Origin of the sequence: Scandinavium goeteborgense (genome assembly GCF_003935895.2) — a bacterium.
In the GTDB taxonomy this organism is placed as follows: Bacteria; Pseudomonadota; Gammaproteobacteria; order Enterobacterales; family Enterobacteriaceae; genus Scandinavium; species Scandinavium goeteborgense.
Genome location: NZ_CP054058.1, coordinates 727,977 through 754,005 on the forward strand (window position 1 = coordinate 727,977; position 26,029 = coordinate 754,005).

Genomic DNA, 26,029 nt, shown 5'->3' on the forward strand with positions numbered 1-26,029 from the left:
GTCAGATGAGCGCGTCAACGCCCGAAGGGATCTGTTGCGGTTGAATGATTTTTACCTGCTTGTGGCGGCCTGACTCGCCTTTCTCAATTATCACCTGGCTCTTCGCGACGCGAAACTGTTTGGCGAGAAATTTTACCAAATGCGCATTGGCCTGGCCGTCCACCGGTGGTGCGGTGATGGCGACTTTTAGTTCGTCGCCATGCAATCCGACAATACTGTCACGGCTGGCTTTCGGCTGAATGTACAGCCGTAAAACCAGCCCGTCGTCGCACACTTCAACGGCACTCATAGTGCCATCCACAGCCCCGGTAGCAGCATATTTCCGGTGGCCTGTAACAGCTCGGAGATACCCATGTTAGCCACGTACAGCAGCAGAACGAGGATCATCGGCGAGAAGTCGATGCCACCCATCGACGGCAACATGCCGCGAATTGGGCGCAGCAGCGGGTCGGCCAGTTGCATCAGCACGAACTCCACCGGGCTACGACCACGGCTGACCCAGCTCATAATCGCCATCAGCATCAGCACCCAGAAAATCAGCAGGCCGATGGTTTTCACCAGAATCAGCACCGCGGAAATCCAGATAATCGGCTGGAAGGTAATCACCATAAACAGCACGATCGCTTTCAGCACGCAGAGCACGAAAGCCAGTAACAAGGATGCGCTGTCGATAGGTCCCATCGCAGGGATCACGCGGCGCAGAGGGCCGACGAGCGGCTGCGTGGCTTTCACCACGAACTGCGAAAAGGGATTGTAGAAATCACAGCGGGCCCACTGCATCCAGACGCGGAGCAGCATCACCATGGTGTACAGCTCAATCACCGTCGAGAGCAGGAAAGTCAACGTCTTCATGGCGTTCCTCAGTTTTCCTTATTTATTGTTGTGTGTAATTGCGCGCGCCAAAAATGGCGGTACCGATGCGCACCATCGTGCTACCCGCCGCAATCGCGGCATCCATGTCGTCGGACATGCCCAGAGAGAGCGTGTCCACGGAGGGATAGCGTGTTTTCAGCCGGGCAAATGCTACCGCCATTTGTTGGGCGACCGCAAACTGCCTTACATATTCTGACTCAGGCGCTGGAATAGCCATCAGTCCACGCAGGCTCAGGCCTGGCAGAGCGGCTACTTCGGCGGCCAGCGCATCGATCTCTTCAGGCGCAATGCCGGATTTGCTCGACTCATCGCTGATGTTGACCTGGATAAGCACGTTCAGCGGCGGCAAATGCGCAGGGCGCTGCTCGCTCAGACGACTGGCGATGCGCAAGCGATCAACGGTATGACACCAGTCGAAATGCTCTGCCACCAGACGGCTTTTGTTCGACTGCAGCGGGCCAATAAAGTGCCACTGCAGGTCTTTTTGTCCCGCTTCCTGAAAATAGCGGACCTTTTCTATTCCTTCCTGAACGTAGTTTTCACCAAAGGCACGTTGGCCCGCAGCGATAGCTTCTTCGATGGCGCTCGCAGGTTTCGTTTTACTGACTGCAAGCAACGTAACTTCTTCTGGAGCACGGCCGCAAAGGGCGACAGCGGCTGAGATTTTGTCCCTGACCTGTGTCAGGTTATGCGCAATGTCGTTCATTTTCAGGATGATGGTATGGATATGCAGGAAATTGTGGCCCTTAGTGTAAAGCATAACGTCTCGGATCTACACCTGTGCGGCGATGGCACGGTGCGCTGGCGGCGGAGAGGACACCTCGAACCGGCCCCGTTCAGCGCGCCGGAGCCGCAAGCGCTGCTGCAAAACTGGCTTAGTGAAACCGCGATGCGGCAATGGGAAAAGGATAATCAGTGTGATTTTGCGGTGCAGACGGACAGCGGCACGCGGCTGCGCGCCAGTGCGTTCCGGCATGCGGACGGCGTTTCAATCGTTTTACGGCTGTTGCCGGAAATCTGTCCGCAGCTGGAGGAGCTTGGCGTTCCGCAGGCCATCAACGAACTGCTGGCCGGAGAAAGCGGGCTGATTCTGGTGACGGGCGCCACCGGCAGTGGTAAATCCACCACCCTGGCGGCGATGGTCGACTACCTCAATCACCAGCGCGACGGGCATATTTTGACTCTTGAAGATCCGGTGGAGTTCGTGCATCACAGCGAGCGATGTCTGATTCATCAGCGCGAAGTGGGGGAGCATTGCGGATCGTTTTCTGCGGCACTGCGGGTGGCGTTGCGTCAGGATCCTGATGTGATTTTGCTCGGCGAGTTGCGCGACACCGAAACCATCCGTCTGGCGCTTACGGCGGCGGAGACCGGGCATCTGGTGTTGTCGACGCTGCACACACGTGGCGCGGCACAGGCCATTGAAAGGCTGGTGGATGTGTTTCCGGCCGGGGAAAAAGAGCAGGTGCGTAGCCAACTGTCCGGCAGCCTGTGCGCGGTGCTGGCGCAAAAACTGCTGCCGGATAAACAGGGCGGACGCGTGGCGTTATATGAACTGTTGGTCAACACACCTGCTGTGGGCAGCCTGATTCGCGATGGTAAAACCCATCAGTTGCCGGGCGTGATGCAGGCCGGGCAGCAAATGGGGATGATGACGTTTTCGCAGTGCTTCCAGCAGCGACAGGCGGCGGGTCGTCTTTAGCGAACGTTGAGGGAATAGACCGCGGGCAGAGCGCCCGCGGTGGCGAGAACTTCCAGCCGCACTTCGCGCGCGCGAATGGCGGTGGGGAATTCATGCCTGCACACGGAATGGTGGTTGTTTTCGACTTCGGCTAACAGCGTTTCATCGGCCCACAGGCGGTAATGGGTGATGCAATGTGGGGTCACCGCGCTGGCGTGGCCCATTTGCACGGTTTCCATCGCATTGTCGAAATCGTTGTCCTGTACCAGCGTCAGGCTATGAATCGTCTGTGGCTCCTGCCAGTGCCAGCGAATGGTCGGGGTTTTATCGTTCAGGGCTGGTACCCAGCCGTTAGTTTGCTGTTCAGGACGCAAGCGGCCATTGAGCAGATGAGTTGCCGGATAGCAGCGCAGCGGTGAAGCAAAACGCAGGGCGGGCAGGATCTGATTCGGGTGGCGGCGCGGGAGCCAGAAGTCGAACTCGTCCACGCCGTAGTCGCCGTCGACCACCTGGCGTGTGTGTTTTGCGACGCGGGCGTTCAGGCTGTTGAACACGGTCATGATGCCCGGGAGCTGAACGTCGGTGAGCGCGATGTCGATATTTTCCTGCGCGTCGAAGGCAATGAAAACGTACTGGTCACGATCGCTCACCCAGTCGAACGGGCAACGATATTCGCCTTCGCCGTTCACGCTGATACGGCTGCTGGCGTAGCGTAACTCCGGCGTAAAGTTACCTGGGCGCAGACTGCCCAACAGCGTGATGCCCAGCGTCTGTGGCATTTGGCTGCGTAAGCTTAATGACAATTCCGGCAGCGCTTCACCGGTTTTCACCGGCAGCAGAAGCGCCATCCGTTCACGCAGAGAGTGCCACATACCGTTCGGTGGCAGTTCGCACAGTTGCAGTTCACTACTGACGCTGATTTCTGCACCACGAGCAGGATCATCCAGCCACTGGCGGGGAATGTAACAGCCGGATGCCTGCAAACGCTGCTGAAGTTCGCCGATGCGTTGTTGCCCCGCCAGCGCTTTTGGCGTGATGTTTTGCTCATGACACAGCGCTGCACCCATGCCCGCCACTTCGCCGAGCAGCCCGCAGGTGCACATCACGCGGGCGCTGCCGAAGGCGACGTGCGAGGCGGAAATCAGTCGTCCGGTCAGGAACAGGTTATCCAGCGAGCGGCTGTAAAGGCTGCGCCACGGAATGGTGTAGGTGCCTTTGCTGTGAAACTGACGGCAGCCGTCGTGGGTGCTGTACACGCCATCGGCAGGGTGTAAGTCTATCGACCAGCCGCCGTAGCCGACGGCGTCATAATGGTCGCGCTGTTCGACGATGTCCTGCTGACTGAGCAGATGATCGCCCATAAAGCGGCGGCTTTCGCGCTTGCCGGGCACCGAGCCGACCCATTCTATGGTCATATTGGCGGCTTCAGGAAACTCGCCGGAATTTTTGATGTGATCCCACACGCCCCAGACGATTTTCCACAGCTCCCACTTGATGGTTTCGCTTTCATAAACGGTATCGAGGCGGCCACCCCATTCCAGCCACCACAGGTCGCAGCCGTTCAGCGTGGAGGTGAGCCGCTTATAGCGTGGGATATCGGTTATCTCTTTTAGCGCAAAGGAGGGCGGGACAAAGTTGACCGGACCCTCGGTCTTTTTGGTGTAGAAATAGATCGAGTGCCCGAGTTTGTGGCCGAAGTTGTCTCCGGGGGCCATTTTTTCACCCAGCTCGCTTTCTTCCTCTGCGCCTTCGCGAAATTCTGCGCCTGCCAGATAGCCCAGCACGCCGTCACCGGTGGCATCGCAAAACTGCGAGGCGGAAACGTGGTAGAAGGTTTCATTAATGGCATTGAAGGCGCTGACTTGCGTAATGCGGTTATGCTCTTTTTTCACCTCATACACGGCGGTGTTGAGCAGCAACGTCAACCCAGGCTGGCTGCGTGCCATATCCAGCAGCACCAGGTCGAACATTACCGGGTTGCCTTCCTTATTGCGCCACAGGTTTTCCTCCATGATTTCACCCATGATGCCGCCTTCTCTCCCCCAGCGGTTGTTGTTGCCCATATGTGAGGTCGCGCCGTTGGCCCATAATCTGACTTCACTCGACGCGTTGCCACCGAGCACTGGACGGTCCTGAATCAGAATAACCTCCAGCCCGCGACGTGCGGCCGCGAGGGCGGCGCATAGCCCGGCCAGACCGCCTCCGGCCACAACAAAATCAGCATGCATCGGCTGCACAGGAAAGGTTCTGCTTTCACACGGCGGGTAGATATTCATTACCTTGTATCCTTTTGAACTGGCGCTAAAATCATTGCTTCATAAGCCTGTAACGGACGGAGCGTCAATGTCATCTCAACCGAACCAAAGCCTGATTGATGGCATTCGCTGCCTGCAATATCTGGTTTCCAGCGGCCGGGCCATTGGCTGTCGTGAGTTGGCGCGTCTGATGGGAATCAATACCACCCGCGTAAACCGACTGCTGATGACCATGGCGTCCATCGGCCTGACCATGCAGGACGAACAGCGCCGCTACCTTCCAGGGCCGGGCATTCATGCACTGGCCGCTCAGGCCATTCGCGGCTCCGCGTTGTTTTCCCATGCGCTGCCGATCCTCGAACGCGCCGCCCCGGGCGATCTCGTCGTGGCGGTGGGCGTTCTCTGGGAGGACCAGGTGATTTATATCTGGCACTCCGAGCCGGGCAGCAAGATGAGTCAGGCGCTGGCCGGTTTTCATATGCTGCCTGCGTGGCAGTCGGTCATCGGCATGTCGCTCCTGGCTGATGAAAGCGATGAAAGCCTTCAGCAGCGTTTCAGCCCAAAGCAGTGGCAGCAGCTGGAGCCTCACGTGCAGCAGCAGCGTGAAAAAGGCCACGTGGTCTGGCATCACAGCGACGGCGAAGTCTCCATGGCACAGCCTTTGGGCGAACATTCCGCCGCATTAGCGTTTGCAGGCATGTGGAACCCGGAACCCGCCGAGGTGGAACGTCGCCAGCAGTCGTTGCATGAGCTGGCACGGATGCTCATAAAACCTTCATGATGTGTCGTGTTTCTTTTATAGAAACGATTCATAATATGCAAAAAACACAGTCATAAACTGTGAGCGCGATCGCGAGATTGGTACCAGAATCATTCAATTATTTATGCAGTATTTAATATTTATTTGAATAGAACTGAACAATTCGTAATTGTTTTGAGAAATGAATACGTCATTAATGCCAATGTTATATTGATGTTGAAAATAAGTCGGTTAATTTAAATTACTTTTTTACATTCTGATCATTACCTATAAACCATGGTGATGTGAAATGTGTATCAATAATCGACTAATCACGCAAACCCCGCCACGCATGCCTTAGTTACGTTCAGATCTGCAAAAAAAGGTTGATTATCTTTTGACACTAATCCGGCATTCGTTCTATTCTGTTTGCGGGGAATAGGATTTTTCTCACCAATTGCATTCTAATATCTACGTTTAATGTTTAATTATTTTGCTCGCTGCTTGTGCCTTTTTGGCCCATTTAATCACCATGATGGTGAGTCTCAACTATGGAGAGTTTTTAAATGCTTGATGTTTCTGAGAGTGTAAGCCATCCGCGCCAGCTTCTTCTCGTCACACACCCTTCTGTACAGGCGAATGCCTTTGCGAATTATCTGTCTGATCTTCTGTCTGTTTCTGTTGGCGTTCACAATATTAATAAACCGCTTGTACAGCGCTTGCCGCGTGCTACCGTGGTTCTGTTTGATATTGCGATATCAAATAAAAAACTGAATGGGATCTGGCAGGATATTATTCAATCGCAGCTGGAAAACCCACGATTGCTTATTATCAACAGCGCACAAAAGTATGAGCTATACGAAATGGCTAATTGGCCCGCGTTGTACGGTATATTTCGCCACGACGATGATGAATCGCGCTTAATTGAGGGTGTCAAGGCTGTGCTTCACGGCGAGCAGACGGCTGAATTGAGCGTGATGCACCCGGAAATGTATTCCGCGGAACACATATCCAATGAATTCGACAATATTCCGTTGACCGAACGCGAGTGTGAAATCCTCAATGAATTGCGCCATGGCGCTACCAATATGGATATCGCGCGGGCGTTGTTTATTAGTGAGAATACGGTACGAACGCACCTGTATAACGTTTTCCGCAAGCTAAGTGTTAAAAACAGAACCCAGGCGGTGAGCTGGGCGAATGCGCATTTGCGGCACTAAAGGCAATTGCCCGGCGGCGCGATGCTTGCCGGGCCTACAAAAGCCTAAGAACCTCCAGGCCCGGTCAGAATCCCTGCTCGAAAAAGCTTTCCAGAATCACTACCGCGGAGGCGGAATCCACTTTTCCTTTGTTCAGCGCCCGGTAACCGCCGTGCTCGAACAGGCCAGCGCGGGCTTCTACGGTGCTTAAACGCTCATCGTGAAGGATGATTTTCACGCCGAAGCGACCGTGAATTTTATTGGCAAAATTACGCGCGCGCGCGGTCAGCGGCTGTTCGGTGCCGTCCATGTTCAACGGCAGGCCAACCACCACGGCTTCAGGTTGCCACTCTTTGAGTATCTTCTCGATGGCGTTCCAGTCTGGCGTGCCGTCCTGTGCTTTTAGCGCACCAAGAGGACGCGCGGTGCCTGTCACGCGTTGCCCGACTGCGACACCAATGCTGCGGGTGCCGAAATCAATACCAATCAGGGTTCCGCTCATCAGGCGTGTCCCGCCACGCCAGGCATGGTCTGAATATCAATGCCAATCAGACGAGCCGCGTCGCGCCAGCGATCGGCAATCGGCGTTTTGAACAGAATGTTGAGATCGGCCGGGGCGGTGAGCCACGCATTTTCCAGGATTTCCTGCTCAAGCTGGCCTTTTTCCCAGGAGGAATAACCCAGTGCAACCAGCACTTCCGACGGCTGTTCGGGGGTGCCGATCGTTTCTAGCACGTCGCGAGAGGTGGTGATCACCGTGTTGTCAGAAATGCGGATGCTCGAGGCGAACGACGAAGGCGGCGTGTGCAGGATAAAACCGCGGTCTTCCGCAAGTGGGCCACCCAACATCACCGGTTTGTCGAGGCGGATCTCCGGATCGCGTGGATCAGGAGTAATTTTCAGCTTTTCCAGAATCCCTTCAACCTTCAGATTTTCCATCGGTTTATTGATGATGATCCCCATTGCACCGTCGTCATTGTATTCACAAATGTAGATCACGGCGCGGCGAAACATCGGGTCCTGGAGAGCAGGCATGGCAATAAGAAAGTGGTGCTGTAAATTCATTGTCAGAGGTTCTGTTTCCTGGTTTAAAAAGCAACAACGGCCAGTATGCGGGCAAACCAGGGCGCTGTCGAGTGAAGGCGGGATGGCTCCCGCCTTTGGTCGCGGCTTACTTACCCAGACGCTTTTCGATTGCGTCCATCAGCATGCCGGTGATGGAGACAGGGAATTCGGCTTCGATTTCGCGAATGCAGGTCGGGCTGGTGACGTTAATTTCCGTCAGGCGATCGCCGATGATGTCGAGGCCAACGAAAATCAGGCCTTTTTCTTTCAGCGTTGGGGCCACTTTGCGGGCGATTTCCCAGTCGCTTTCAGACAGTGGACGCGGTTCGCCACGGCCACCTGCGGCTAAGTTACCGCGGGTTTCGCCGCCCTGCGGAATACGCGCCAGGCAGTATGGCACCGGTTCGCCATCAACGATCAGCACGCGCTTGTCGCCGTCTTTGATGGCAGGAATGTAGTTCTGTGCCATGCAATAACGGTTGCCAAGTTCGGTCAGGGTTTCAGCGATGACGCCCAGGTTCGGGTCGCCTTGCTTCACGCGGAAAATCGACGCGCCGCCCATGCCGTCCAGCGGCTTAAGGATGATGTCGCCATGCTTTTCCCAGAACGCTTTCAGCTGTGCCTTGTTGCGGGTCACCAGCGTTTCCGGCGTCAGGTCGGCAAACCAGGCGGTGAACAGCTTTTCGTTACAATCGCGCAGGCTCTGCGGTTTGTTAACGATCAGCGTGCCTTTCTCTTCTGCGCGCTCGAGGATATAGGTCGCGTAGATGTATTCGGTGTCGAACGGCGGATCTTTACGCATCAGGATGACATCCAGATCGGCCAGCGCCAGATCCTGTTCACCGTTGAAGGTATACCAGCCGTCATAGTTCTGCTCAACGCTCAGCAGACGCGTTTGCGCCCGCGCTTCGCCGTTGTTCAGATAGAGATCGTTCATCTCCATATAGTGGAGTTCGTAACCACGACGCTGCGCTTCCAGCAGCATAGCGAAGCTGGAATCTTTCTTGATGTTGATCTTCGCAATGGGGTCCATCACGATGCCGAGCTTGATCATTACTCTTCTCCTGTAACGCGAGTTTTTAGCCCAGATCGCCAAAACGCACCTGAAGCGCGGTAATGGCGGTGAGCGCAGTGGTCTCAGTACGCAGAACGCGAGGTCCCAACAGAATATCAGTAAACGCATAGCGGGCGGTCATGGCAATTTCATCTGCCGATAATCCGCCTTCCGGGCCGATGAGCAAGCGCACGCGCTCAACGGGTTGCGGTAGCGTGTTGATGCTGGCGCTGGCGCGCGGATGCAGGTTGAGCTTCAGCCCGCTTTCCTCTTCTGCGCACCACTGTTCCAGCGTCATCGCCGGGCGAATTTCCGGGACCACGTTACGCCCGGACTGTTCGCAGGCGGCGATGGCGATTTTCTGCCACTGCTGGAGCTTCTTGTTCAGTCGTTCAGCATCCAGTTTAACGCCACAGCGCTCGGAAAAGAGTGGCGTAATGAGGCTTACACCGAGTTCGATCGATTTCTGGATGGTGAATTCCATTTTTTCGCCGCGCGACATCACCTGCCCGAGGTGAATGTGCAGCGGCGATTCACGATCGTCGGTCTCGGCGCTCAGCACATTGACCCGCACGCTCTTTTTATCGGCCTGAACAATCTCGGCTTCAAAAACCTGGTTGCTGCCGTCAAACAGCTGAATGGCCTGGCCGGTACTCATGCGCAGTACGCGACCCACGTGATTGGCGGCGTCTTCGCTCAGGGCAATCTCGCTGCCAGCGGTAATAAACTCAGGGTGATAGATGCGGGGAATGCGCATAGTCTCAGGATTTCCGGATATCAGTTAACGTTTGACGCTAGTGTAGGGTAGCTCTTTTGCGCCTGGCAAGCCTGCTGGACGTAAGGGTTGTGATTCCCTTGTACCTTGGCGATGCGCTCGTCGCGCGTACACTCCCAGGCGGTGACCGGATACTGCTTGTCCCAGGCGGTGAACAGCTGCGTTTGCTGGCGAGAAAGCGGAAGCTTGTACTGGTCGCGCATATAGAAGTAGGTGCGGGCGATGGCACCACGTGCGCGTTCCGGCGGCTCGGCAATTTTGTCTTTAAAATCAACCTTCATCGAACACTGGCCGTACTGGCCTTCGCCACCGTTCCACTGGCTGTACATAAAGTTGTTCCGGTCGCCGTTCACTTCGCCGACTGCGGGCTGCAGGTTATGCATGTCGCTTTCGATTTTGCGATACACCGGATCTTTGGCGCAGTTTTTACGTCCGCCGTCCTGCCAGCACTGCATCAGATGACCGAACTGCCAGGCGGGCATCACGTGTTCCCATTCGACGCGGTTGGCGCGGGTTTCATTTTTACGCACTTTATAACCGCAGGATTCCAGGTCGATAACGCCTTTTTTGCCCTGCCAGTTGATTTTGCAGCCACAGTAAAAATCGCCGGGAACGTCAGCGTTGACCTTCACGCCTGCGGTTTTTGCCTGTGAAAAACTGTGGATACCGTCGGCCAATGCCTGGCCAGAAAGGGCGGTGGCAAAAAAAGCCAACGCCAGAAGAGATTTACGGGACATCACGAACTCCGTGTCAAAACGAGCCCGCAACGTAGCGAATGCTGTTGTCAGATGCAATCAGCTAGATCAGAAAAACTTCCAGTAAATTCCGAAGGTTACTTTTCAGCCACCAGAGGGTCGCCGCAGTGCACGCAACGATAAACCGCTTCGCCGCGCAGAACGCGATTGTGGCGGCGCACGGTGAGCTGATGTTGCTGACAGCCGCAGCGATAGGGGAAGGTATTTTTGCGCACGGATTCCAGTTCGAACTGGTGCGTGCGGCGGGCGGGCACGCCGAGCACACTCTCCATCATCCACTTCCACTCTTTCCCGTGCGGGGCCACGCGACCAAAGCGTTTCCAGACCAGCAAATGCGCCAGCTCGTGCGGCACCACTTCGTCGATAAACGCCTGCTGATTTTCCATCAACAGCACGGGGTTTAGGCGGATTTCATAGTTTTCCAGCCAGGCGGTGCCTGCGGAGGTGCCGCGCTGTTGCCAGGTCAGTTTCGGTTCAGGGTATTCGCGGCCGAGCTTCAGATTCGCCTGGGCGAGATTTTCCCGCAGGCTGCGCATAACGGCTTGCTGAATGGCGATGGGGAGGCGAGGGGTTTTCATAACGCAGAAGGATAGAGGAAGCAGAGGTAAAAGCAAAACGGCAATCGAATGATTGCCGTTTTTAGTGTTTGCACCCTCTCCCCGTGGGAGAGGGCATCAGGCTGCTCGATGATTAGTTATGCGCACCAATCTCGCGCAGACGACGGCCTTTCATCAGGTTGCGTTCGATGTGTTCCAGCGACACGTGTTTGGTTTCAGGAACCAGCCACAGAGTCAGGACGATGAAGAGCAGGTTCAGCCCGCCGTATACCCAGAAGGTGTTGGCGTTGCCGAGCGAGTTCAGCATGGTCAGGAAGGTTGCACCGACAATCATGTTGGCAATCCAGTTGGTCGCGGTAGAGCAGGTGATACCAAAATCACGCCCTTTCAGCGGCTGGATTTCCGAGCACAGAACCCAAATCAGCGGACCGGCGCTCATCGCGAAACCAACGATAAACATCAGCAGCATACCCACCGCAAAGTACTGTGCGCTCGGGGTGTGGATGCCGTTGTGCATCATCGTGCCCAGCACGCCCATACCGACCGCCATCACCAGGAAGCCCAGCACCAGCGTCGGTTTACGACCCCATCTGTCCACCAGACCGATAGCAATAAAGGTCGCCAGCACGTTAGTCAGACCGACGATCACCGTGCCCCACATCTGTTCGGTGGTGTTGGTGTAACCCGCCAGTTCGAAGATTTTCGGCGCGTAGTACATGATGACGTTCATCCCGGTGAACTGCTGCATGACCTGCAACAGCACGCCAAGGAACACCGCGCGGCGGAAGTTGCTGTTTTCTTTAAACAGCGCCCAGCCGGACTGCTTGATCTTCAGGCTTTCGCGGATCTCTTCCAGCTCCTGTTTCGCTTCGGCGCTGGTATCACGCAGGCGTTGCAGGACGCGTTCGGCATCGTTGAAGCGACGTTTTGCGGCGTACCAGCGCGGGCTGTCCGGCAGGAAGAACACGCCAATCAGCAGCAGGACGGCTGGGATGATGATAACGCCGAGCATCCAGCGCCATGCGCCGCTATAACTGAACGCCGTATCGGACAGATAGGCCGCGAGAATACCGATGGTAATCATCAGCTGATACATCGAAATCATGCTGCCGCGAATTTTCTCGGGCGCGATTTCAGACAGGTAGAGCGGCGCGGTGTATGACGCGACGCCGACGGCGAGGCCGAGCAGCACGCGTGACATCAACAGTATTTCTACGTTCGGGGCGGCAGCGGAGCACAGCGACCCGAGCACGAACAGAACCGCACCAATCATGAGGCTCTTTTTACGCCCAAGACGATAGGAGAGCCAGCCGCTGCCGACGGCACCGACGGCGGCACCGAACATCATCGAGCTGACGACCCATTCCTGAGTGTGTGAGTCAATCTGGAAATCATGGGCGATAAACGGCAGCGCGCCGGCAATCACACCGATATCAAGGCCGAACAGTAATCCCGCCAGGGCTGCGAGAAAACAAACAAAGAACGTGATGGCTTTGTTGGAATATCCCTGTTTTTTATTGTCAGGCATTATGCCCTCCAGTTGGATTATTAGTCTTATCAATGTAAAGGTTAGGTTAGGAAGGCGTGAAAAGATGTGAGATAAATCACATTGGTGTAATCGATTACACTATTGTCATGTTATGTAAGTTGTTTAACTTATTATAAATCATGAGGATAGGTGTTAAAGCGAGGCGGTAAAAAAACTAAATTTCAGACTTACCTGAAATAAAATGTAACAGCAGACAAGGGTGCATCATGCAAAGCGAATATTCTCAAAAATAAGCAATGAATCCACATGTAATCGCTTTCATTAAAAAGACGTCAGAGAATTTTAGTATAGACAGCGCGGGAGAAAGGCGACGGCGTTTTGTGCAGGCAGAAATGCAAAAGGCCAGCACGAGGCTGGCCTTTGAAGGGCGAAAGCAACGGTTTATTTCAGACCGGCAGCTTCACGCAGCACGTCGGCTTTGTCGGTTTTTTCCCATGGGAAATGTTCGCGACCAAAGTGACCGTATGCAGCGGTTTCTTTGTAGATTGGGTGCAGCAGATCCAGCATCTGAATCAGGCCGTACGGACGCAGGTCGAAGAACTCGCGTACCAGCAGGGTCAGTTGCTCAGTCGGTACTTTTTCAGTGCCGAAGGTTTCGACCATGATAGAGGTCGGTTCTGCAACGCCGATAGCGTAGGACACCTGAATTTCACAACGGTCAGCCAGGCCTGCAGCAACAATATTTTTCGCGACATAACGTGCCGCGTACGCTGCTGAACGGTCAACTTTAGACGGATCTTTACCAGAGAACGCGCCGCCACCGTGACGAGCCATGCCGCCGTAGGTATCAACGATGATCTTACGACCGGTCAGACCGCAGTCGCCCATTGGGCCGCCGATAACGAAACGTCCGGTTGGGTTGATGAAGAATTTGGTCGCGCTGTTCAGCCACTCAGTTGGCAGAACTGGCTTGATGATTTCTTCCATCACTGCTTCCTGCAGAGATTTCTGATCGATATCTTCAGCGTGCTGAGTAGACAGAACGACTGCATCGATGCCGACGATTTTGCCGTCGTCATACTGGAAGGTTACCTGGCTTTTTGCATCCGGGCGCAGCCACGGCAAGCTGCCGTTTTTACGCACTTCAGCCTGACGCTGCACCAGACGGTGTGCGTAGGTGATTGGCGCTGGCATCAGCACGTCGGTTTCGTTGGTGGCGTAGCCAAACATCAGGCCCTGATCGCCTGCACCCTGCTCAAGCGGGTCAGCACGGTCAACGCCCTGGTTGATATCCGGAGACTGCTTACCAATTGCGCTCAGCACTGCGCAAGAATTGGCATCAAAGCCCATATCGGAATGCACATAGCCAATTTCGCGCACCGTGTTACGGGTGATCTCTTCGATATCAACCCACGCGCTGGTGGTGATTTCACCCCCGACCATTACCATGCCGGTTTTAACGTAAGTTTCGCAAGCAACGCGCGCTTTAGGATCCTGCTCGAGGATCGCATCCAGTACGGCATCGGAGATTTGGTCAGCAATTTTGTCTGGATGCCCTTCAGATACGGACTCGGACGTAAAGAGGTGTTTTGCCATGTTTTATTTCACCTGGAAAGAATTTGGTTAGCGCAAACTGTTGTAGATAAAGACTTTGATAGACGTTTCGACCAAAGGCTGCAGGTAAACCTACTAACAGTCTGGGTGTTAATCAGTATAGATGGATTAACATCTGGATGGCTATTTTAGGTCAGATATTCGCCCGATTTCCAGTTTTTTTTGAGATGCGTCTCATCTGAGTCGCTTTTGTGCTGGAAATTTTTCCTGACAGCGGTGGAAGAGTGCACATTTTTATTTTGCTTTTTACCCCGGTTCTCGGTATAAAACGCCGCGCGCGGCTCTCCTTAAAAGCGCACGACGAAATCTGTCGTGTCGCCACTTCCAGCCGGGTTAAGCAGTGTAATTTTTGGCTTTGGCTTGTCGCTGGCCCCGAAGGGTTGGCGTGGAGGTGATACGACATAATGAACCAGCGTTTTTTGCAGACTCAGTCATGCCATTCAGGCGTGCGTTTATACCCCTCAACCTTTTTCTCTTCGATAAATACCTGCCGAAGTTATTCCCATTCGGGCACATCTCAGGACTCCAGGGCCGGCAAGGCGCTGTGATGACGGGACTTGGGCGCTCCTGATTGTTAGGAGTTTTCTCGTGGTTTCTCCGGCGGTCCTACAAACCCCGGGCCTATGTTTTACAATGATATGAACATGAAACCGGTCGCGCAGGCGAACGTTCAGCATACTCTGCTGGAAACGACGGCTGTTTATGGGTTGTTATCGCTTTGTAACATTGCGATAGTAGTCAACTGTTTTACACTTTCGACAACATTTGAGGTTCGCTATGTCTGACGACATGTCTTTTTCTTCCCCTTCGTCAGCCGGCGAGCAGGGTGTACTACGTTCCATGCAGGAGGTGGCAATGAGCTCTCAGGAAGCCAGCAAGATGCTGCGGACTTACAACATTGCCTGGTGGGGCAATAATTACTACGACGTGAATGAACTGGGTCATATCAGCGTTTGTCCCGATCCTGATGTTCCAGACGCACGCGTAGATCTCGCTAAGCTTGTTAAAGCTCGCGAAGCGCAAGGTCAGCGACTGCCTGCATTATTCTGTTTCCCACAGATCCTGCAACATCGCCTGCGTTCGATTAACGCCGCGTTCAAGCGTGCGCGTGAATCCTACGGTTATAACGGTGACTACTTCCTCGTTTACCCGATCAAGGTAAACCAACATCGCCGCGTGATTGAGTCCCTGATCCATTCGGGCGAACCACTGGGTCTGGAAGCTGGTTCCAAAGCGGAACTGATGGCGGTTCTGGCACATGCCGGAATGACCCGCAGCGTTATTGTCTGTAACGGCTACAAAGACCGCGAATATATTCGTCTGGCACTGATCGGCGAGAAGATGGGCCACAAGGTCTATCTGGTTATCGAGAAGATGTCTGAGATTGCGCTGGTTCTGGAAGAAGCCGAGCGTCTGAACGTGACTCCGCGCCTGGGTGTGCGTGCACGTCTGGCCTCTCAGGGTTCCGGTAAATGGCAGTCATCCGGCGGCGAGAAATCCAAATTCGGGCTGGCGGCAACTCAGGTGTTGCAGCTGGTAGAAACCCTGCGCGAATGCGGTCGTCTGGACAGCCTCCAACTGCTGCACTTCCACCTCGGTTCGCAGATGGCGAATATTCGCGATATCGCCACCGGCGTGCGTGAATCTTCCCGTTTCTACGTTGAGCTGCATAAGCTCGGCGTTAACATTCAGTGTTTCGATGTCGGCGGCGGTTTAGGTGTGGACTACGAAGGAACCCGCTCGCAGTCTGACTGCTCGGTGAACTACGGCCTGAATGAGTACGCGAATAACATTATCTGGGCTATCGGTGATGCCTGCGAAGAGAACGGTCTGCCGCATCCTACTGTGATTACCGAGTCCGGCCGCGCCGTGACCGCGCACCACACGGTGCTGGTGTCGAACATCATCGGCGTGGAGCGCAACGAATACACCACGCCAGTGGCTCCGGCGGAAGATGCGCAGCGCGCGCTGCAAAGCATGTGGGAAACCTGGCAGGAAATGCGTGAACCGGGCGGGCGTCGTTCGCTGCGCGAGTGGCTGCACGATAGCCAGATGGACCTGCATGATATCCACACCGGCTATTCTTCCGGCACCTTTAATTTGCAGGAGCGTGCCTGGGCAGAGCAGCTTTATCTCAGCATGTGTCACGAAGTGCAGAAACAGCTCGACCCGAGTAACCGTGCGCACCGTCCGATCATCGACGAACTGCAGGAACGTATGGCGGATAAGATTTACGTCAACTTCTCGTTGTTCCAGTCTATGCCGGATGCGTGGGGTATCGATCAGCTGTTCCCGGTCTTGCCGCTGGAAGGGTTGAACCAGGTGCCGGAACGCCGTGCTGTGCTGCTGGATATCACCTGTGACTCCGACGGCGCTATCGATCATTACATCGACGGCGACGGGATTGCCACCACCATGCCAATGCCGGAATACGATCCGGAGAACCCGCCAATGCTGGGCTTCTTTATGGTCGGTGCGTACCAGGAAATTCTGGGCAACATGCATAACCTGTTCGGCGATACCGAAGCGGTGGACGTGTTTGTCTTCCCTGACGGCAGCGTGGAAGTGGAGCTTTCCGACGAAGGAGACACCGTGGCGGATATGCTGGAATACGTTCAGCTTGATCCGAAAAAACTGCTGATGCAGTTCCGTGACCAGGTAAAAGAGACCGATCTTGACGATGCGCTGCAGCAGCAGTTCCTCGAAGAGTTTGAAGCCGGTTTGTATGGTTACACGTATCTGGAAGACGAATAAAAAAGGGCGCTTGACCCGGTCAGTATTTTGACGATACTTTGGCCTAACAAGCAGTAAAAACGAATACTTCCCTTCCTCGTCGGGCCTAACGACGCGGAGGGGATTTTTTTTCATCTTTTTTTCATACACGACGGTTAAAGAGGTCATTTCCATGAGCACTTTGGGTCATCAGTACGACAACTCTCTGGTATCTAACGCCTTTGGTTTTCTGCGTCTGCCGCTGAACTTCCAGCCTTACGATAGCGACGCCGATTGGGTTATCACCGGTGTGCCGTTTGATGCGGCGACTTCTGGCCGTGCGGGTGGACGTCATGGTCCAGCGGCAATTCGTCAGGTGTCTACCAACCTGGCGTGGGAGCACAACCGCTTCCCGTGGAACTTCGACATGCGCGAACGTCTGAACGTCGTGGACTGCGGCGATCTGGTTTATGCGTTCGGCGATGCCCGTGACATGAGCGATAAACTGCAGGCTCACGCAGAGCGTCTGCTGGCGAATGGCAAACGCATGCTGTCCTTCGGCGGCGACCATTTCGTGACGCTGCCACTGCTGCGCGCGCACGCCAAGCACTTCGGTAAAATGGCGCTGGTGCATTTCGATGCGCATACCGATACCTACGCGAACGGCTGCGAATTTGACCACGGCACCATGTTCTTCACCGCGCCGAAAGAAGGTCTGATCGACCCAAATCACTCCGTGCAAATTGGTATTCGTACCGAGTTTGACAAAGACAACGGCTTTACCGTGCTGGATGCTGCACAGGTGAACGATCGCGGCGTGGACGATATTCTTGAGCAGGTGAAAAAAATCGTCGGTGATATGCCGGTGTATCTGACCTTTGATATCGACTGTCTGGATCCTGCGTTTGCGCCGGGTACCGGTACGCCGGTGATCGGCGGTCTGACGTCCGATCGTGCGATCAAACTGGTTCGTGGTCTGAAAGATCTGAACATCGTCGGTATGGACGTGGTGGAAGTGGCTCCGGCTTACGATCAGTCAGAGATCACCGCGCTGGCCGCCGCGACGTTGGCGCTTGAGATGTTGTACATCCAGGCGGCGAAGAAGGGCGAGTAATCGGGCATTGATGTCGCGTCTCCCCCTCACCCCGGCCCTCTCCCTCAGGGAGAGGGAGACCTTCGGCCTGATCCCCTCGCCCCTTTGGGGAGAGGGTTAGGGTGAGGGGAAAAGGGCGCGTGTCTTACTTAATCCCATCCGCCTTCATACGATCGCGAATATGCTGCGCGCGTTCTTCAGAGGCCGGGTGATCGTCGAGCATCGAGCTTTGACGTCCCGCTTCCAGTTTCGCCAGTTTTTCAAAGCTGGTCGCCAGTCCCGCCGGATTGATCCCGCGTTTACGCAACAAATCGTACGAGTAATCATCCGCTTCAGATTCCTGACGCTGGGAGAACTGCGCGTTCACCAGTTTTTCACCCAAGTCGCCAAGCTGTGACTGCGACAGGCTGCCAATCATGCCGCCAGCAGATGCCGCCGCTACGCGCACCGCGTTGGTGCTGAGCGCAACTTGCATCCCTTTCTTCACGTGGCCGAGCGCGACGTGACCCATTTCGTGGCCAATCACCGCTTCCACTTCATTATCCGTCATCATGTCCATCAGCCCGCTGTAGACACGGATGCAGCCGTTAGCCATTGCGAAGGCGTTCACATCCTTGGTGACGTAAACCTTGTAGTTCACCGGCTGTCCGTTGATGTTGTCGCCCAGCGCCGTGGCGATGGTGTTCAGGCGTTTGGCGTAATCGCTGCCAGCAGGGGCGAGAGTGGCTTTGCTGTCCATCTCTTTACACGCCTGGTCGCTCAACGTTTTCACCTGTTCGTCGCTCAGGGTGTAAGCCTGGAAGGCTTCGGCACCTGAACTCATGAGTCCGTTTGAATCCATGTTCTGACACCCGGTCAGAACGCTCGCTATCCCAAAGGCCAATACCACAGAGTGCAGTTTCATCATTAATTTTCCGTAATTAAGGGTCGCCAGTCATCGCCATTATCTGAAATATTCCGTTATACCCTTCATTCTTCAAGCCGCCAATGCGTTGGCTGCGTTCAAAAACCCGAATCACTGACCAGAGTATGCTCATCGGGATTTTCTCTCTTGCCGCCTTCCTGCGACTCGAATTATTTGGGTAGGGTCAATAAACGGAAATTAGCCAAAGTATAAAGAAAATAATGACAAGGCAGTGAGGAGATTGCGCAACCTGTAGACACAATCCAGAGATTTCCCAGGCACCGCGCGGATGCTCCATGTACATGACTTGCGGCTTGGGTTACATTGTTCACACTTTTTTCCGGCGTAGCCTAAAACGCGCTGTCGTCAAGCCGTTTTGGCATTGCCTTCATTAGTCCGATTGGAGTCAAAATGTCCTCACGTAAAGAGCTTGCTAATGCTATTCGTGCGCTGAGCATGGATGCAGTACAGAAAGCCAAATCCGGCCACCCGGGTGCCCCAATGGGTATGGCTGACATTGCCGAAGTCCTGTGGCGTGATTTCCTGAACCACAATCCACAGAATCCATCTTGGGCCGATCGTGACCGCTTCGTGCTGTCTAACGGTCACGGCTCCATGCTGATTTATAGCCTGCTGCACCTCACTGGCTACGATCTGCCGATATCTGAACTTCAGAACTTCCGTCAGCTGCACTCCAAAACTCCAGGTCACCCGGAAGTGGGCTACACCGCCGGTGTAGAAACCACCACTGGCCCGCTGGGTCAGGGCATTGCCAACGCAGTCGGTATGGCTATCGCGGAAAAAACCATGGCCGCGCAGTTCAACCGTCCAGGTCACGACATCGTCGACCACTTCACCTATGCGTTCATGGGTGATGGCTGCATGATGGAAGGTATCTCCCACGAAGTGTGCTCCCTGGCGGGTACCCTGAAGCTGGGCAAACTGGTTGCGTTCTACGACGACAACGGCATCTCCATCGACGGTCACGTTGAAGGTTGGTTCACCGATAACACCGCACAGCGTTTCGAAGCCTACGGCTGGCACGTTGTGACTGGCGTTGACGGTCACGACGCAGACGCTATCAAGCGTGCAGTAGAAGAAGCGCGCAAAGTGACGGACAAACCGTCCCTGCTGATGTGCAAAACCATCATTGGTTTCGGTTCTCCGAACAAAGCCGGTACGCACGATTCCCACGGTGCTCCGCTGGGCGAAGCTGAAGTTGCCGCGACCCGCGAGCAGCTGGGCTGGAAATACGCGCCATTCGAAATCCCATCTGAAATCTATGCTCAGTGGGATGCGAAAGAAGCAGGTCAGGCTAAAGAAGCCACCTGGAACGAGAAGTTCGCTGCTTACGCTAAAGCCTTCCCACAGGAAGCTAAAGAATTTACGCGTCGCATGAAGAACGAAATGCCCGCTGATTTCGATGCAAAAGCACAGGCTTTCATCGAGAATCTGCAGGCAAATCCAGCGAAAATCGCGAGCCGTAAAGCGTCCCAGAACTCTATCGAAGCGTTTGGTCCATGGCTGCCAGAGTTCCTCGGCGGTTCTGCTGACCTGGCGCCGTCCAACCTGACTATCTGGTCTGGTTCTAAAGCCATCAACGAAGACACCGCGGGTAACTACATCCATTACGGCGTGCGTGAATTCGGTATGACTGCGATTGCCAACGGTATCGCGCTGCACGGCGGTTTCCTGCCGTACACCTCTACCTTCCTGATGTTCGTGGAATACGCACGTAACGCCGTACGTATGGCCGCGCTGATGAAACAGCGCCAGGTGATGGTCTACACCCACGACTCAATCGGTCTGGGCGAAGATGGCCCGACTCACCAGCCTGTAGAACAGCTGGCGTCCCTGCGCGTGACCCCGAACATGAGCACATGGCGTCCATGTGACCAGGTTGAATCCGCAGTGGCGTGGAAATACGCCGTTGAGCGTCACGATGGCCCAACTGCGCTGATCCTGTCCCGTCAGAACCTGGCGCAGCAGGATCGTACCGCTCAGCAGCTGGCAGACGTGGCACGTGGTGCATACGTCCTGAAAGATTGTGACGGTCAGCCGCAGGTTATCTTCATCGCAACCGGTTCTGAAGTTGAACTGGCGGTGGCAGCGTGGGATCAGCTCTCAGCCGAAGGCGTTAAAGCGCGCGTGGTTTCCATGCCGTCTACCGACGCATTCGACAAGCAGGACGCGGCATACCGTGAATCCGTGCTGCCGAAAGCCGTGTCTGCACGCGTGGCTATCGAAGCCGGTATCGCAGATTATTGGTTCAAATATGTGGGTCTGAACGGCGCTATCGTCGGCATGACCTCCTTCGGCGAATCTGCTCCGGCAGAGTTGCTGTTTGAAGAGTTCGGCTTCACCGTGGCGAACGTTGTCGCGAAAGCGAAAGAACTGCTGTAATCACGCCTTAAAACGCGTTCAAAGCCGGGCTTCATGCCCGGTTTTTTTCTGCCCGTTATTCACTCTCACTGCAAATTCACCTGAAATTATTCCATTAAAAATGTGATGTACGTCAGAGAATCTCGTTCTCCATCTGGACAATCATTCCTTTTATTCCGTGTTTCGATTATTCTTGCTGAAGCGTTTCAGTCGATTAAATGTTCGACAAATAATCAATCAGTCGCAGTTTGCGACAGCAAGGATTCCCTTCCAGGTGAGGCTGGATTACGCTCTCAGCCACACATTTCAGGGTAAGTCTTGCAGGAGACCTATGACCGTACGCGTAGCGATTAATGGCTTCGGTCGCATTGGACGTAACGTGGTTCGTGCTTTATATGAATCCGGGCGTCGTGCGGAAATCACCGTGGTGGCAATCAACGAACTGGCTGATGCTGCGGGCATCGCGCATTTGTTGAAATATGACACCAGCCATGGCCGCTTTGCCTGGGATGTTCGCCAGGAACGAGAGCAGCTTTACGTCGGCGATGATGTTATCCGCCTGCTGCACGAGCCGTCGCTTGATGCGCTGCCGTGGCGTGAGCTGGGTGTTGATGTCGTACTCGATTGCACCGGTGTGTTTGGCACCCGAGCCGATGGCGAAATGCATCTGGCGGCGGGGGCAAAGAAAGTGCTCTTTTCACATCCTGGCAGCAATGATCTCGACGCAACGGTCGTTTACGGCGTTAATCATCACGAGTTGCAACGCGAACACCGTCTTGTCTCCAACGCATCCTGCACCACCAACTGCATTATTCCTGTCATCAAATTGCTCGACGATGCCTGGGGTATTGAATCGGGAACGGTCACGACCATCCATTCGGCGATGCACGATCAGCAAGTTATCGATGCGTATCATCCGGACCTGCGTCGTACCCGTGCGGCCAGTCAGTCGATTATTCCAGTTGATACTAAACTGGCTGCTGGCATCACCCGAATTTTCCCGCAGTTTAATGACCGATTTGAAGCCATTGCCGTGCGCGTGCCGACGATTAACGTCACTGCAATCGACCTCAGCGTGACCGTGAAGCATCCGGTAAAAGCGTTTGAAGTCAACCAGTTGCTGCAAAAAGCGGCGCTGGGGGCATTTCATGGTATAGTTGACTATACGGAATTACCGTTGGTCTCAATAGATTTTAACCACGATCCGCACAGTGCCATTGTTGATGGCACGCAGACGCGGGTCAGCGGTGCGCATCTGATCAAAACGCTGGTCTGGTGTGATAATGAATGGGGTTTCGCTAACCGAATGCTCGACACCACGTTAGCGATGGCCAATACAGGTTTCAGGTAAGGCGCTGTGGCGTCTGCAAAACTTTAGAATCAACGAGAGGATTCACCATGTCTGTAATTAAGATGACCGATCTGGATCTGGCTGGTAAACGCGTTTTCATCCGTGCCGATCTGAACGTTCCGGTTAAAGACGGAAAAGTGACCAGCGATGCGCGTATTCGTGCGTCCCTGCCAACCATCGAAATGGCTCTGAAACAGGGCGCTAAAGTGATGGTGACTTCTCACCTGGGTCGTCCGACCGAAGGCGAGTACAACGAAGAATTCTCTCTGCTTCCGGTAGTTAACTACCTGAAAGACAAACTGTCTAACCCAGTTCGCCTGGTAAAAGATTACCTGGACGGCGTTGAAGTTGCTGCCGGTGAACTGGTGGTTCTGGAAAACGTTCGCTTCAACAAAGGCGAGAAGAAAGACGACGAAGCACTGTCCAAGAAATACGCTGCTCTGTGCGACGTATTCGTCATGGACGCATTCGGTACTGCACACCGTGCACAGGCTTCCACCCACGGTATCGGCAAATTTGCTGACGTCGCGTGTGCAGGTCCACTGCTGGCAGCAGAACTGGACGCACTGGGCAAAGCACTGGGTAACCCAGCTCGTCCAATGGTTGCTATCGTTGGTGGTTCTAAAGTTTCCACCAAACTGACCGTTCTGGATTCTCTGTCCAAAATTGCTGACCAGCTGATCGTTGGTGGTGGCATCGCCAACACCTTCGTTGCCGCTCAGGGCCACAACGTGGGCAAATCCCTGTACGAAGCTGACCTGGTAGAAGAAGCAAAACGTCTGCTGACCACTTGCGATATCCCCGTTCCGACTGACGTTCGCGTGGCAACTGAGTTCTCCGAAACTGCACCAGCAACCCTGAAATCTGTTAACGACATCAAAGATGAAGAGCAGATTCTGGACCTGGGCGACGTTTCTGCACAGAAACTGGCTGATATCCTGAAAAATGCCAAAACGATTCTGTGGAACGGTCCGGTTGGCGTGTTCGAATTCCCGAACTTCCGTAAAGGTACTGAAATCGTGGCTAACGCCATCGCGGATAGCGAAGCGTTCTCCATCGCAGGCGGCGGCGATACTCTGGCTGCAATCGACCTGTTCGGTATCTCCGACAAGATCTCCTACATCTCCACTGGCGGTGGCGCATTCCTCGAATTCGTGGAAGGCAAAGTTCTGCCAGCAGTAGCGATGCTCGAAGAGCGCGCTAAGAAGTAATGATTCCGGGCAGGGTTAACCTGCCCGTTGATTTTTTGCCGCCGTAACGCATTCGGTGGCACAAACGTTTTTTCTAAATGCCGACGATACAGGACAAACAATCATGTCTAAGATTTTTGATTTCGTAAAACCAGGTGTTATCACCGGTGATGACGTACAGAAAGTTTTCCAGGTAGCAAAAGAGAACAACTTTGCACTGCCAGCGGTAAACTGTGTGGGTACCGACTCCATCAACGCCGTACTGGAAACTGCTGCAAAAGCTAAAGCACCTGTTATCGTTCAGTTCTCCAACGGCGGCGCTGCGTTCATCGCAGGTAAAGGCGTTAAAACTGACGTTCCTCAGGGCGCTGCTATCCTGGGTGCTATCTCTGGTGCACACCACGTTCACCAGATGGCTGAGCACTACGGTGTTCCAGTTATTCTGCACACTGACCACTGCGCGAAGAAACTGCTGCCGTGGATCGACGGTCTGCTGGACGCGGGCGAAAAACACTTCGCTGCTACCGGTAAACCACTGTTCTCTTCTCACATGATCGACCTGTCCGAAGAGTCTCTGGAAGAGAACATCGAAATCTGCTCCAAATACCTGGCGCGCATGGCCAAAATGGACATGACTCTGGAAATCGAACTGGGCTGCACCGGCGGTGAAGAAGATGGCGTTGATAACAGCCATATGGACGCATCTGCTCTGTACACTCAGCCAGAAGACGTTGACTACGCGTACACCAAACTGAACGCGATTAGCCCACGTTTCACCATCGCTGCTTCCTTCGGTAACGTGCACGGTGTGTACAAGCCAGGCAACGTGGTTCTGACCCCGACTATCCTGCGTGATTCTCAGGAATTCGTGTCCAAGAAACACAACCTGCCGCACAACAGCCTGAACTTCGTCTTCCACGGCGGTTCCGGTTCTTCTGCTCAGGAAATCAAAGACTCCGTAAGCTACGGCGTAATCAAAATGAACATCGATACCGATACCCAGTGGGCAACTTGGGAAGGTATCCTGAACTATTACAAAGAAAACGAAGCTTACCTGCAGGGTCAGCTGGGCAACCCGAAAGGCGACGACCAGCCGAACAAGAAATACTACGATCCACGCGTATGGCTGCGTGCTGCTCAGACCTCTATGATTACTCGTCTGGAGCAGGCATTCAAAGAACTGAACGCGGTTGACGTTCTGTAATTCTTGAACGCTGATTTCTGCCCTAAGCCCGCTATTTAGCGGGCTTTTTTATTGCCTTTTCAACAGGATAATTTTGCTTAATTCTGTGAACTACTTGGCAAAACGGACAATTCTTGTTTACCCTTAACGGACTGCCTGTTTGCAGGTTCGTCGAGTTTTATTCCCCGTTAGGGTCGCTATAAGGATTATCAGATGGAAGATTTGAACGTTGTCGACAGTATAAACCACGCAGGCTCATGGCTGGTGCGCAACCAGGCGCTGCTGCTGAGCTATGCGGTGAATATCGTCGCGGCTATCGCCATTATCGTCATCGGGATGATTATCGCCCGACTGGTTTCGAATGCCGTTAACCGTGTGATGCGCGCGCGTCAGATTGATGCCACTGTGGCTGACTTCCTGTCAGCAATGCTGCGCTATGCGATTATTGCCTTCACCCTGATTGCCGCGCTCGGTCGCGTCGGCGTGCAGACCGCATCGGTTATCGCCGTTCTCGGTGCCGCAGGTTTGGCCGTCGGCTTGGCGCTGCAAGGCTCGCTCTCCAACCTGGCGGCTGGCGTGCTGCTGGTGATGTTCCGTCCGTTCCGTGCGGGTGAATATGTTGATCTCGGCGGCGTGGCCGGTACCGTGCTCAATGTGCAGATTTTCTCCACTACCATGCGCACCATCGACGGCAAAATTGTGGTTATCCCGAACGGCAAAATCATCGCCGGGAACATCATCAACTTCTCCCGCGAACCGGTACGTCGTAACGAATTTATTATTGGCGTGGCGTATGATTCCGATATCGATAAGGTGAAGCAGCTGCTGACCCACATCGTAGAGTCCGATGAACGCATCCTGAAAGATCGTGACATTACCGTGCGGCTGAACGAGTTAGGGCCTTCATCCATTAACTTTGTGGTTCGTGCCTGGAGCAAAAGTGGCGACCTGCAAAACGTTTACTGGGATGTGCTGGAGCAAGTGAAGCGTGACTTCGATGCCAACGGCATCAGCTTCCCGTATCCGCAGATGGACGTGAATTTTAAACGCGTGAAAGAGCAGTCAGAAGCCGCGTAATTGTTGCCTGACGGCGCCGCGCTGGACGGGTCTACGAAATCCGTGGGCCCCTGCAAGCGTCTCGCCGTCGGGCGTTGTCAT

At 54.4% G+C, this 26,029-nt stretch carries 25 protein-coding genes; 12 read left to right on the plus strand and 13 right to left on the minus strand.

Features of this window, described 5'->3' with window-relative positions; genetic code table 11:
* Position 1 precedes the first annotated feature (1 nt).
* The 3 genes from yggU to A8O29_RS04275 are packed head-to-tail and all read right to left on the minus strand — an operon-like array spanning position 2 to position 1,579.
* Positions 2-289, minus strand: a complete 288-nt coding sequence (gene yggU / locus A8O29_RS04265; RefSeq protein WP_125352864.1) for a DUF167 family protein YggU — start codon at positions 287-289, stop codon at positions 2-4.
* Entirely contained in the window at positions 286-852 is a 567-nt protein-coding gene (locus tag A8O29_RS04270; protein ID WP_110511938.1) for a YggT family protein, read from the minus strand. Before A8O29_RS04270 ends, yggU begins: the two co-directional genes overlap by 4 nt.
* A gap of 22 nt (positions 853-874) precedes the next feature.
* Entirely contained in the window at positions 875-1,579 is a 705-nt protein-coding gene (locus A8O29_RS04275; RefSeq protein ID WP_125352882.1) for a YggS family pyridoxal phosphate-dependent enzyme, read from the minus strand.
* A 15-nt stretch (positions 1,580-1,594) separates the two neighbouring features.
* Between A8O29_RS04275 and A8O29_RS04280 the strand changes: the two genes are divergently transcribed.
* On the plus strand, positions 1,595-2,575 hold the full coding sequence (locus A8O29_RS04280) for a type IV pilus twitching motility protein PilT (RefSeq protein WP_125352862.1): 981 nt from the start codon (positions 1,595-1,597) through the stop codon (positions 2,573-2,575).
* On the opposite strand, the gene A8O29_RS04285 is transcribed toward A8O29_RS04280, so the two are convergent.
* Positions 2,572-4,830 (minus strand): FAD-dependent oxidoreductase, encoded by a 2,259-nt coding sequence (locus A8O29_RS04285; protein WP_174081220.1) that lies wholly within the window; start codon positions 4,828-4,830, stop codon positions 2,572-2,574. The two genes, A8O29_RS04280 and A8O29_RS04285, sit on opposite strands and share 4 nt — an antisense overlap.
* Positions 4,831-4,897: 67 nt before the next feature.
* Here A8O29_RS04285 and A8O29_RS04290 point away from each other — a divergent pair, with 67 nt between their 5' ends.
* The gene (locus tag A8O29_RS04290) at positions 4,898-5,590 is read left to right on the plus strand and encodes an IclR family transcriptional regulator (RefSeq protein WP_125352860.1); all 693 of its coding nucleotides are present in this window, start codon (positions 4,898-4,900) and stop codon (positions 5,588-5,590) included.
* Between the two features lie 524 nt (positions 5,591-6,114).
* Positions 6,115-6,768, plus strand: coding sequence for a LuxR C-terminal-related transcriptional regulator (locus A8O29_RS04295; RefSeq protein ID WP_125352858.1), 654 nt, complete (start codon positions 6,115-6,117; stop codon positions 6,766-6,768).
* A gap of 64 nt (positions 6,769-6,832) precedes the next feature.
* Here the strand turns inward: A8O29_RS04295 and ruvX are convergent, their stop codons facing one another.
* The 8 genes from ruvX to metK form a co-directional block, all read right to left on the minus strand.
* The gene (gene ruvX / locus A8O29_RS04300) at positions 6,833-7,249 is read right to left on the minus strand and encodes a Holliday junction resolvase RuvX (RefSeq protein ID WP_110511944.1); all 417 of its coding nucleotides are present in this window, start codon (positions 7,247-7,249) and stop codon (positions 6,833-6,835) included.
* Positions 7,249-7,812, minus strand: coding sequence for a YqgE/AlgH family protein (locus A8O29_RS04305; protein WP_125352856.1), 564 nt, complete (start codon positions 7,810-7,812; stop codon positions 7,249-7,251). The genes ruvX and A8O29_RS04305 overlap by 1 nt, the downstream gene beginning before the upstream one ends.
* A 106-nt stretch (positions 7,813-7,918) precedes the next feature.
* The gene (gene gshB / locus A8O29_RS04310) at positions 7,919-8,866 is read right to left on the minus strand and encodes a glutathione synthase (RefSeq protein ID WP_125352854.1); all 948 of its coding nucleotides are present in this window, start codon (positions 8,864-8,866) and stop codon (positions 7,919-7,921) included.
* A gap of 25 nt (positions 8,867-8,891) precedes the next feature.
* Complete coding sequence (gene rsmE / locus A8O29_RS04315; RefSeq protein ID WP_110511947.1) at positions 8,892-9,623, minus strand: 16S rRNA (uracil(1498)-N(3))-methyltransferase; 732 nt, start codon at positions 9,621-9,623, stop codon at positions 8,892-8,894.
* Positions 9,624-9,643: 20 nt separating this feature from the next.
* A complete protein-coding gene (gene endA, locus A8O29_RS04320; protein WP_125352852.1) occupies positions 9,644-10,378 on the minus strand; it encodes a deoxyribonuclease I in 735 nt (244 codons plus the stop codon).
* Between the two features lie 95 nt (positions 10,379-10,473).
* Positions 10,474-10,974, minus strand: a complete 501-nt coding sequence (locus A8O29_RS04325; RefSeq protein WP_125352850.1) for a SprT family zinc-dependent metalloprotease — start codon at positions 10,972-10,974, stop codon at positions 10,474-10,476.
* A 112-nt stretch (positions 10,975-11,086) separates the two neighbouring features.
* The gene (locus A8O29_RS04330; RefSeq protein ID WP_110511950.1) at positions 11,087-12,481 is read right to left on the minus strand and encodes a sugar porter family MFS transporter; all 1,395 of its coding nucleotides are present in this window, start codon (positions 12,479-12,481) and stop codon (positions 11,087-11,089) included.
* A gap of 402 nt (positions 12,482-12,883) precedes the next feature.
* The gene (gene metK, locus A8O29_RS04335; RefSeq protein ID WP_110511951.1) at positions 12,884-14,038 is read right to left on the minus strand and encodes a methionine adenosyltransferase; all 1,155 of its coding nucleotides are present in this window, start codon (positions 14,036-14,038) and stop codon (positions 12,884-12,886) included.
* A 422-nt stretch (positions 14,039-14,460) separates the two neighbouring features.
* Here metK and A8O29_RS22930 point away from each other — a divergent pair, with 422 nt between their 5' ends.
* The 4 genes from A8O29_RS22930 (at position 14,461) to speB (ending at position 17,882) form a co-directional block, all read left to right on the plus strand.
* Positions 14,461-14,604, plus strand: a complete 144-nt coding sequence (locus A8O29_RS22930) for a hypothetical protein (protein WP_420853968.1) — start codon at positions 14,461-14,463, stop codon at positions 14,602-14,604.
* Between the two features lie 90 nt (positions 14,605-14,694).
* Positions 14,695-14,841: an acid stress response protein YqgB gene (gene yqgB, locus A8O29_RS04340; RefSeq protein WP_148098773.1), complete on the plus strand. Its 147-nt coding sequence runs from the start codon at positions 14,695-14,697 to the stop codon at positions 14,839-14,841.
* Positions 14,834-16,810 carry a biosynthetic arginine decarboxylase gene (speA, locus tag A8O29_RS04345; protein ID WP_125352846.1) on the plus strand — a complete coding sequence of 659 codons (1,977 nt, stop codon included), beginning with the start codon at positions 14,834-14,836 and terminating at the stop codon, positions 16,808-16,810. The genes yqgB and speA overlap by 8 nt, the downstream gene beginning before the upstream one ends.
* 151 nt (positions 16,811-16,961) lie before the next feature.
* Complete coding sequence (gene speB / locus A8O29_RS04350) at positions 16,962-17,882, plus strand: agmatinase (protein WP_125352844.1); 921 nt, start codon at positions 16,962-16,964, stop codon at positions 17,880-17,882.
* Between the two features lie 124 nt (positions 17,883-18,006).
* On the opposite strand, the gene loiP is transcribed toward speB, so the two are convergent.
* Positions 18,007-18,765 (minus strand): metalloprotease LoiP, encoded by a 759-nt coding sequence (gene loiP, locus A8O29_RS04355; protein ID WP_125352880.1) that lies wholly within the window; start codon positions 18,763-18,765, stop codon positions 18,007-18,009.
* A gap of 411 nt (positions 18,766-19,176) precedes the next feature.
* Here loiP and tkt point away from each other — a divergent pair, with 411 nt between their 5' ends.
* From tkt to A8O29_RS04380, 5 genes are all read left to right on the plus strand, one after another.
* On the plus strand, positions 19,177-21,168 hold the full coding sequence (tkt, locus tag A8O29_RS04360; RefSeq protein ID WP_125352842.1) for a transketolase: 1,992 nt from the start codon (positions 19,177-19,179) through the stop codon (positions 21,166-21,168).
* Between the two features lie 310 nt (positions 21,169-21,478).
* On the plus strand, positions 21,479-22,498 hold the full coding sequence (gene epd, locus A8O29_RS04365) for an erythrose-4-phosphate dehydrogenase (RefSeq protein ID WP_125352841.1): 1,020 nt from the start codon (positions 21,479-21,481) through the stop codon (positions 22,496-22,498).
* A 47-nt stretch (positions 22,499-22,545) separates the two neighbouring features.
* Positions 22,546-23,709, plus strand: a complete 1,164-nt coding sequence (gene pgk / locus A8O29_RS04370) for a phosphoglycerate kinase (protein ID WP_110511959.1) — start codon at positions 22,546-22,548, stop codon at positions 23,707-23,709.
* A gap of 103 nt (positions 23,710-23,812) precedes the next feature.
* Complete coding sequence (gene fbaA / locus A8O29_RS04375; RefSeq protein ID WP_110511960.1) at positions 23,813-24,892, plus strand: class II fructose-bisphosphate aldolase; 1,080 nt, start codon at positions 23,813-23,815, stop codon at positions 24,890-24,892.
* 192 nt (positions 24,893-25,084) lie between these two features.
* The gene (locus A8O29_RS04380; RefSeq protein WP_110511961.1) at positions 25,085-25,948 is read left to right on the plus strand and encodes a small-conductance mechanosensitive channel MscS; all 864 of its coding nucleotides are present in this window, start codon (positions 25,085-25,087) and stop codon (positions 25,946-25,948) included.
* The last annotated feature ends 81 nt before the right edge of the window (positions 25,949-26,029 follow it).

What these genes read in the sequence shown, in the direction of transcription:
- yggU (WP_125352864.1), bottom strand. Translation starts at nt 289, where the DNA reads ATGAGTGCCGTTGAAGTGTGCGACGACGGGCTGGTTTTACGGCTGTAC.
- A8O29_RS04270 (WP_110511938.1), bottom strand. Translation starts at nt 852, where the DNA reads ATGAAGACGTTGACTTTCCTGCTCTCGACGGTGATTGAGCTGTACACC.
- A8O29_RS04275 (WP_125352882.1), bottom strand. Translation starts at nt 1,579, where the DNA reads ATGAACGACATTGCGCATAACCTGACACAGGTCAGGGACAAAATCTCA.
- A8O29_RS04280 (WP_125352862.1), top strand. Translation starts at nt 1,595, where the DNA reads ATGGATATGCAGGAAATTGTGGCCCTTAGTGTAAAGCATAACGTCTCG.
- A8O29_RS04285 (WP_174081220.1), bottom strand. Translation starts at nt 4,830, where the DNA reads ATGAATATCTACCCGCCGTGTGAAAGCAGAACCTTTCCTGTGCAGCCG.
- A8O29_RS04290 (WP_125352860.1), top strand. Translation starts at nt 4,898, where the DNA reads ATGTCATCTCAACCGAACCAAAGCCTGATTGATGGCATTCGCTGCCTG.
- A8O29_RS04295 (WP_125352858.1), top strand. Translation starts at nt 6,115, where the DNA reads ATGCTTGATGTTTCTGAGAGTGTAAGCCATCCGCGCCAGCTTCTTCTC.
- ruvX (WP_110511944.1), bottom strand. Translation starts at nt 7,249, where the DNA reads ATGAGCGGAACCCTGATTGGTATTGATTTCGGCACCCGCAGCATTGGT.
- A8O29_RS04305 (WP_125352856.1), bottom strand. Translation starts at nt 7,812, where the DNA reads ATGAATTTACAGCACCACTTTCTTATTGCCATGCCTGCTCTCCAGGAC.
- gshB (WP_125352854.1), bottom strand. Translation starts at nt 8,866, where the DNA reads ATGATCAAGCTCGGCATCGTGATGGACCCCATTGCGAAGATCAACATC.
- rsmE (WP_110511947.1), bottom strand. Translation starts at nt 9,623, where the DNA reads ATGCGCATTCCCCGCATCTATCACCCTGAGTTTATTACCGCTGGCAGC.
- endA (WP_125352852.1), bottom strand. Translation starts at nt 10,378, where the DNA reads ATGTCCCGTAAATCTCTTCTGGCGTTGGCTTTTTTTGCCACCGCCCTT.
- A8O29_RS04325 (WP_125352850.1), bottom strand. Translation starts at nt 10,974, where the DNA reads ATGAAAACCCCTCGCCTCCCCATCGCCATTCAGCAAGCCGTTATGCGC.
- A8O29_RS04330 (WP_110511950.1), bottom strand. Translation starts at nt 12,481, where the DNA reads ATGCCTGACAATAAAAAACAGGGATATTCCAACAAAGCCATCACGTTC.
- metK (WP_110511951.1), bottom strand. Translation starts at nt 14,038, where the DNA reads ATGGCAAAACACCTCTTTACGTCCGAGTCCGTATCTGAAGGGCATCCA.
- A8O29_RS22930 (WP_420853968.1), top strand. Translation starts at nt 14,461, where the DNA reads ATGAACCAGCGTTTTTTGCAGACTCAGTCATGCCATTCAGGCGTGCGT.
- yqgB (WP_148098773.1), top strand. Translation starts at nt 14,695, where the DNA reads ATGAACATGAAACCGGTCGCGCAGGCGAACGTTCAGCATACTCTGCTG.
- speA (WP_125352846.1), top strand. Translation starts at nt 14,834, where the DNA reads ATGTCTGACGACATGTCTTTTTCTTCCCCTTCGTCAGCCGGCGAGCAG.
- speB (WP_125352844.1), top strand. Translation starts at nt 16,962, where the DNA reads ATGAGCACTTTGGGTCATCAGTACGACAACTCTCTGGTATCTAACGCC.
- loiP (WP_125352880.1), bottom strand. Translation starts at nt 18,765, where the DNA reads ATGAAACTGCACTCTGTGGTATTGGCCTTTGGGATAGCGAGCGTTCTG.
- tkt (WP_125352842.1), top strand. Translation starts at nt 19,177, where the DNA reads ATGTCCTCACGTAAAGAGCTTGCTAATGCTATTCGTGCGCTGAGCATG.
- epd (WP_125352841.1), top strand. Translation starts at nt 21,479, where the DNA reads ATGACCGTACGCGTAGCGATTAATGGCTTCGGTCGCATTGGACGTAAC.
- pgk (WP_110511959.1), top strand. Translation starts at nt 22,546, where the DNA reads ATGTCTGTAATTAAGATGACCGATCTGGATCTGGCTGGTAAACGCGTT.
- fbaA (WP_110511960.1), top strand. Translation starts at nt 23,813, where the DNA reads ATGTCTAAGATTTTTGATTTCGTAAAACCAGGTGTTATCACCGGTGAT.
- A8O29_RS04380 (WP_110511961.1), top strand. Translation starts at nt 25,085, where the DNA reads ATGGAAGATTTGAACGTTGTCGACAGTATAAACCACGCAGGCTCATGG.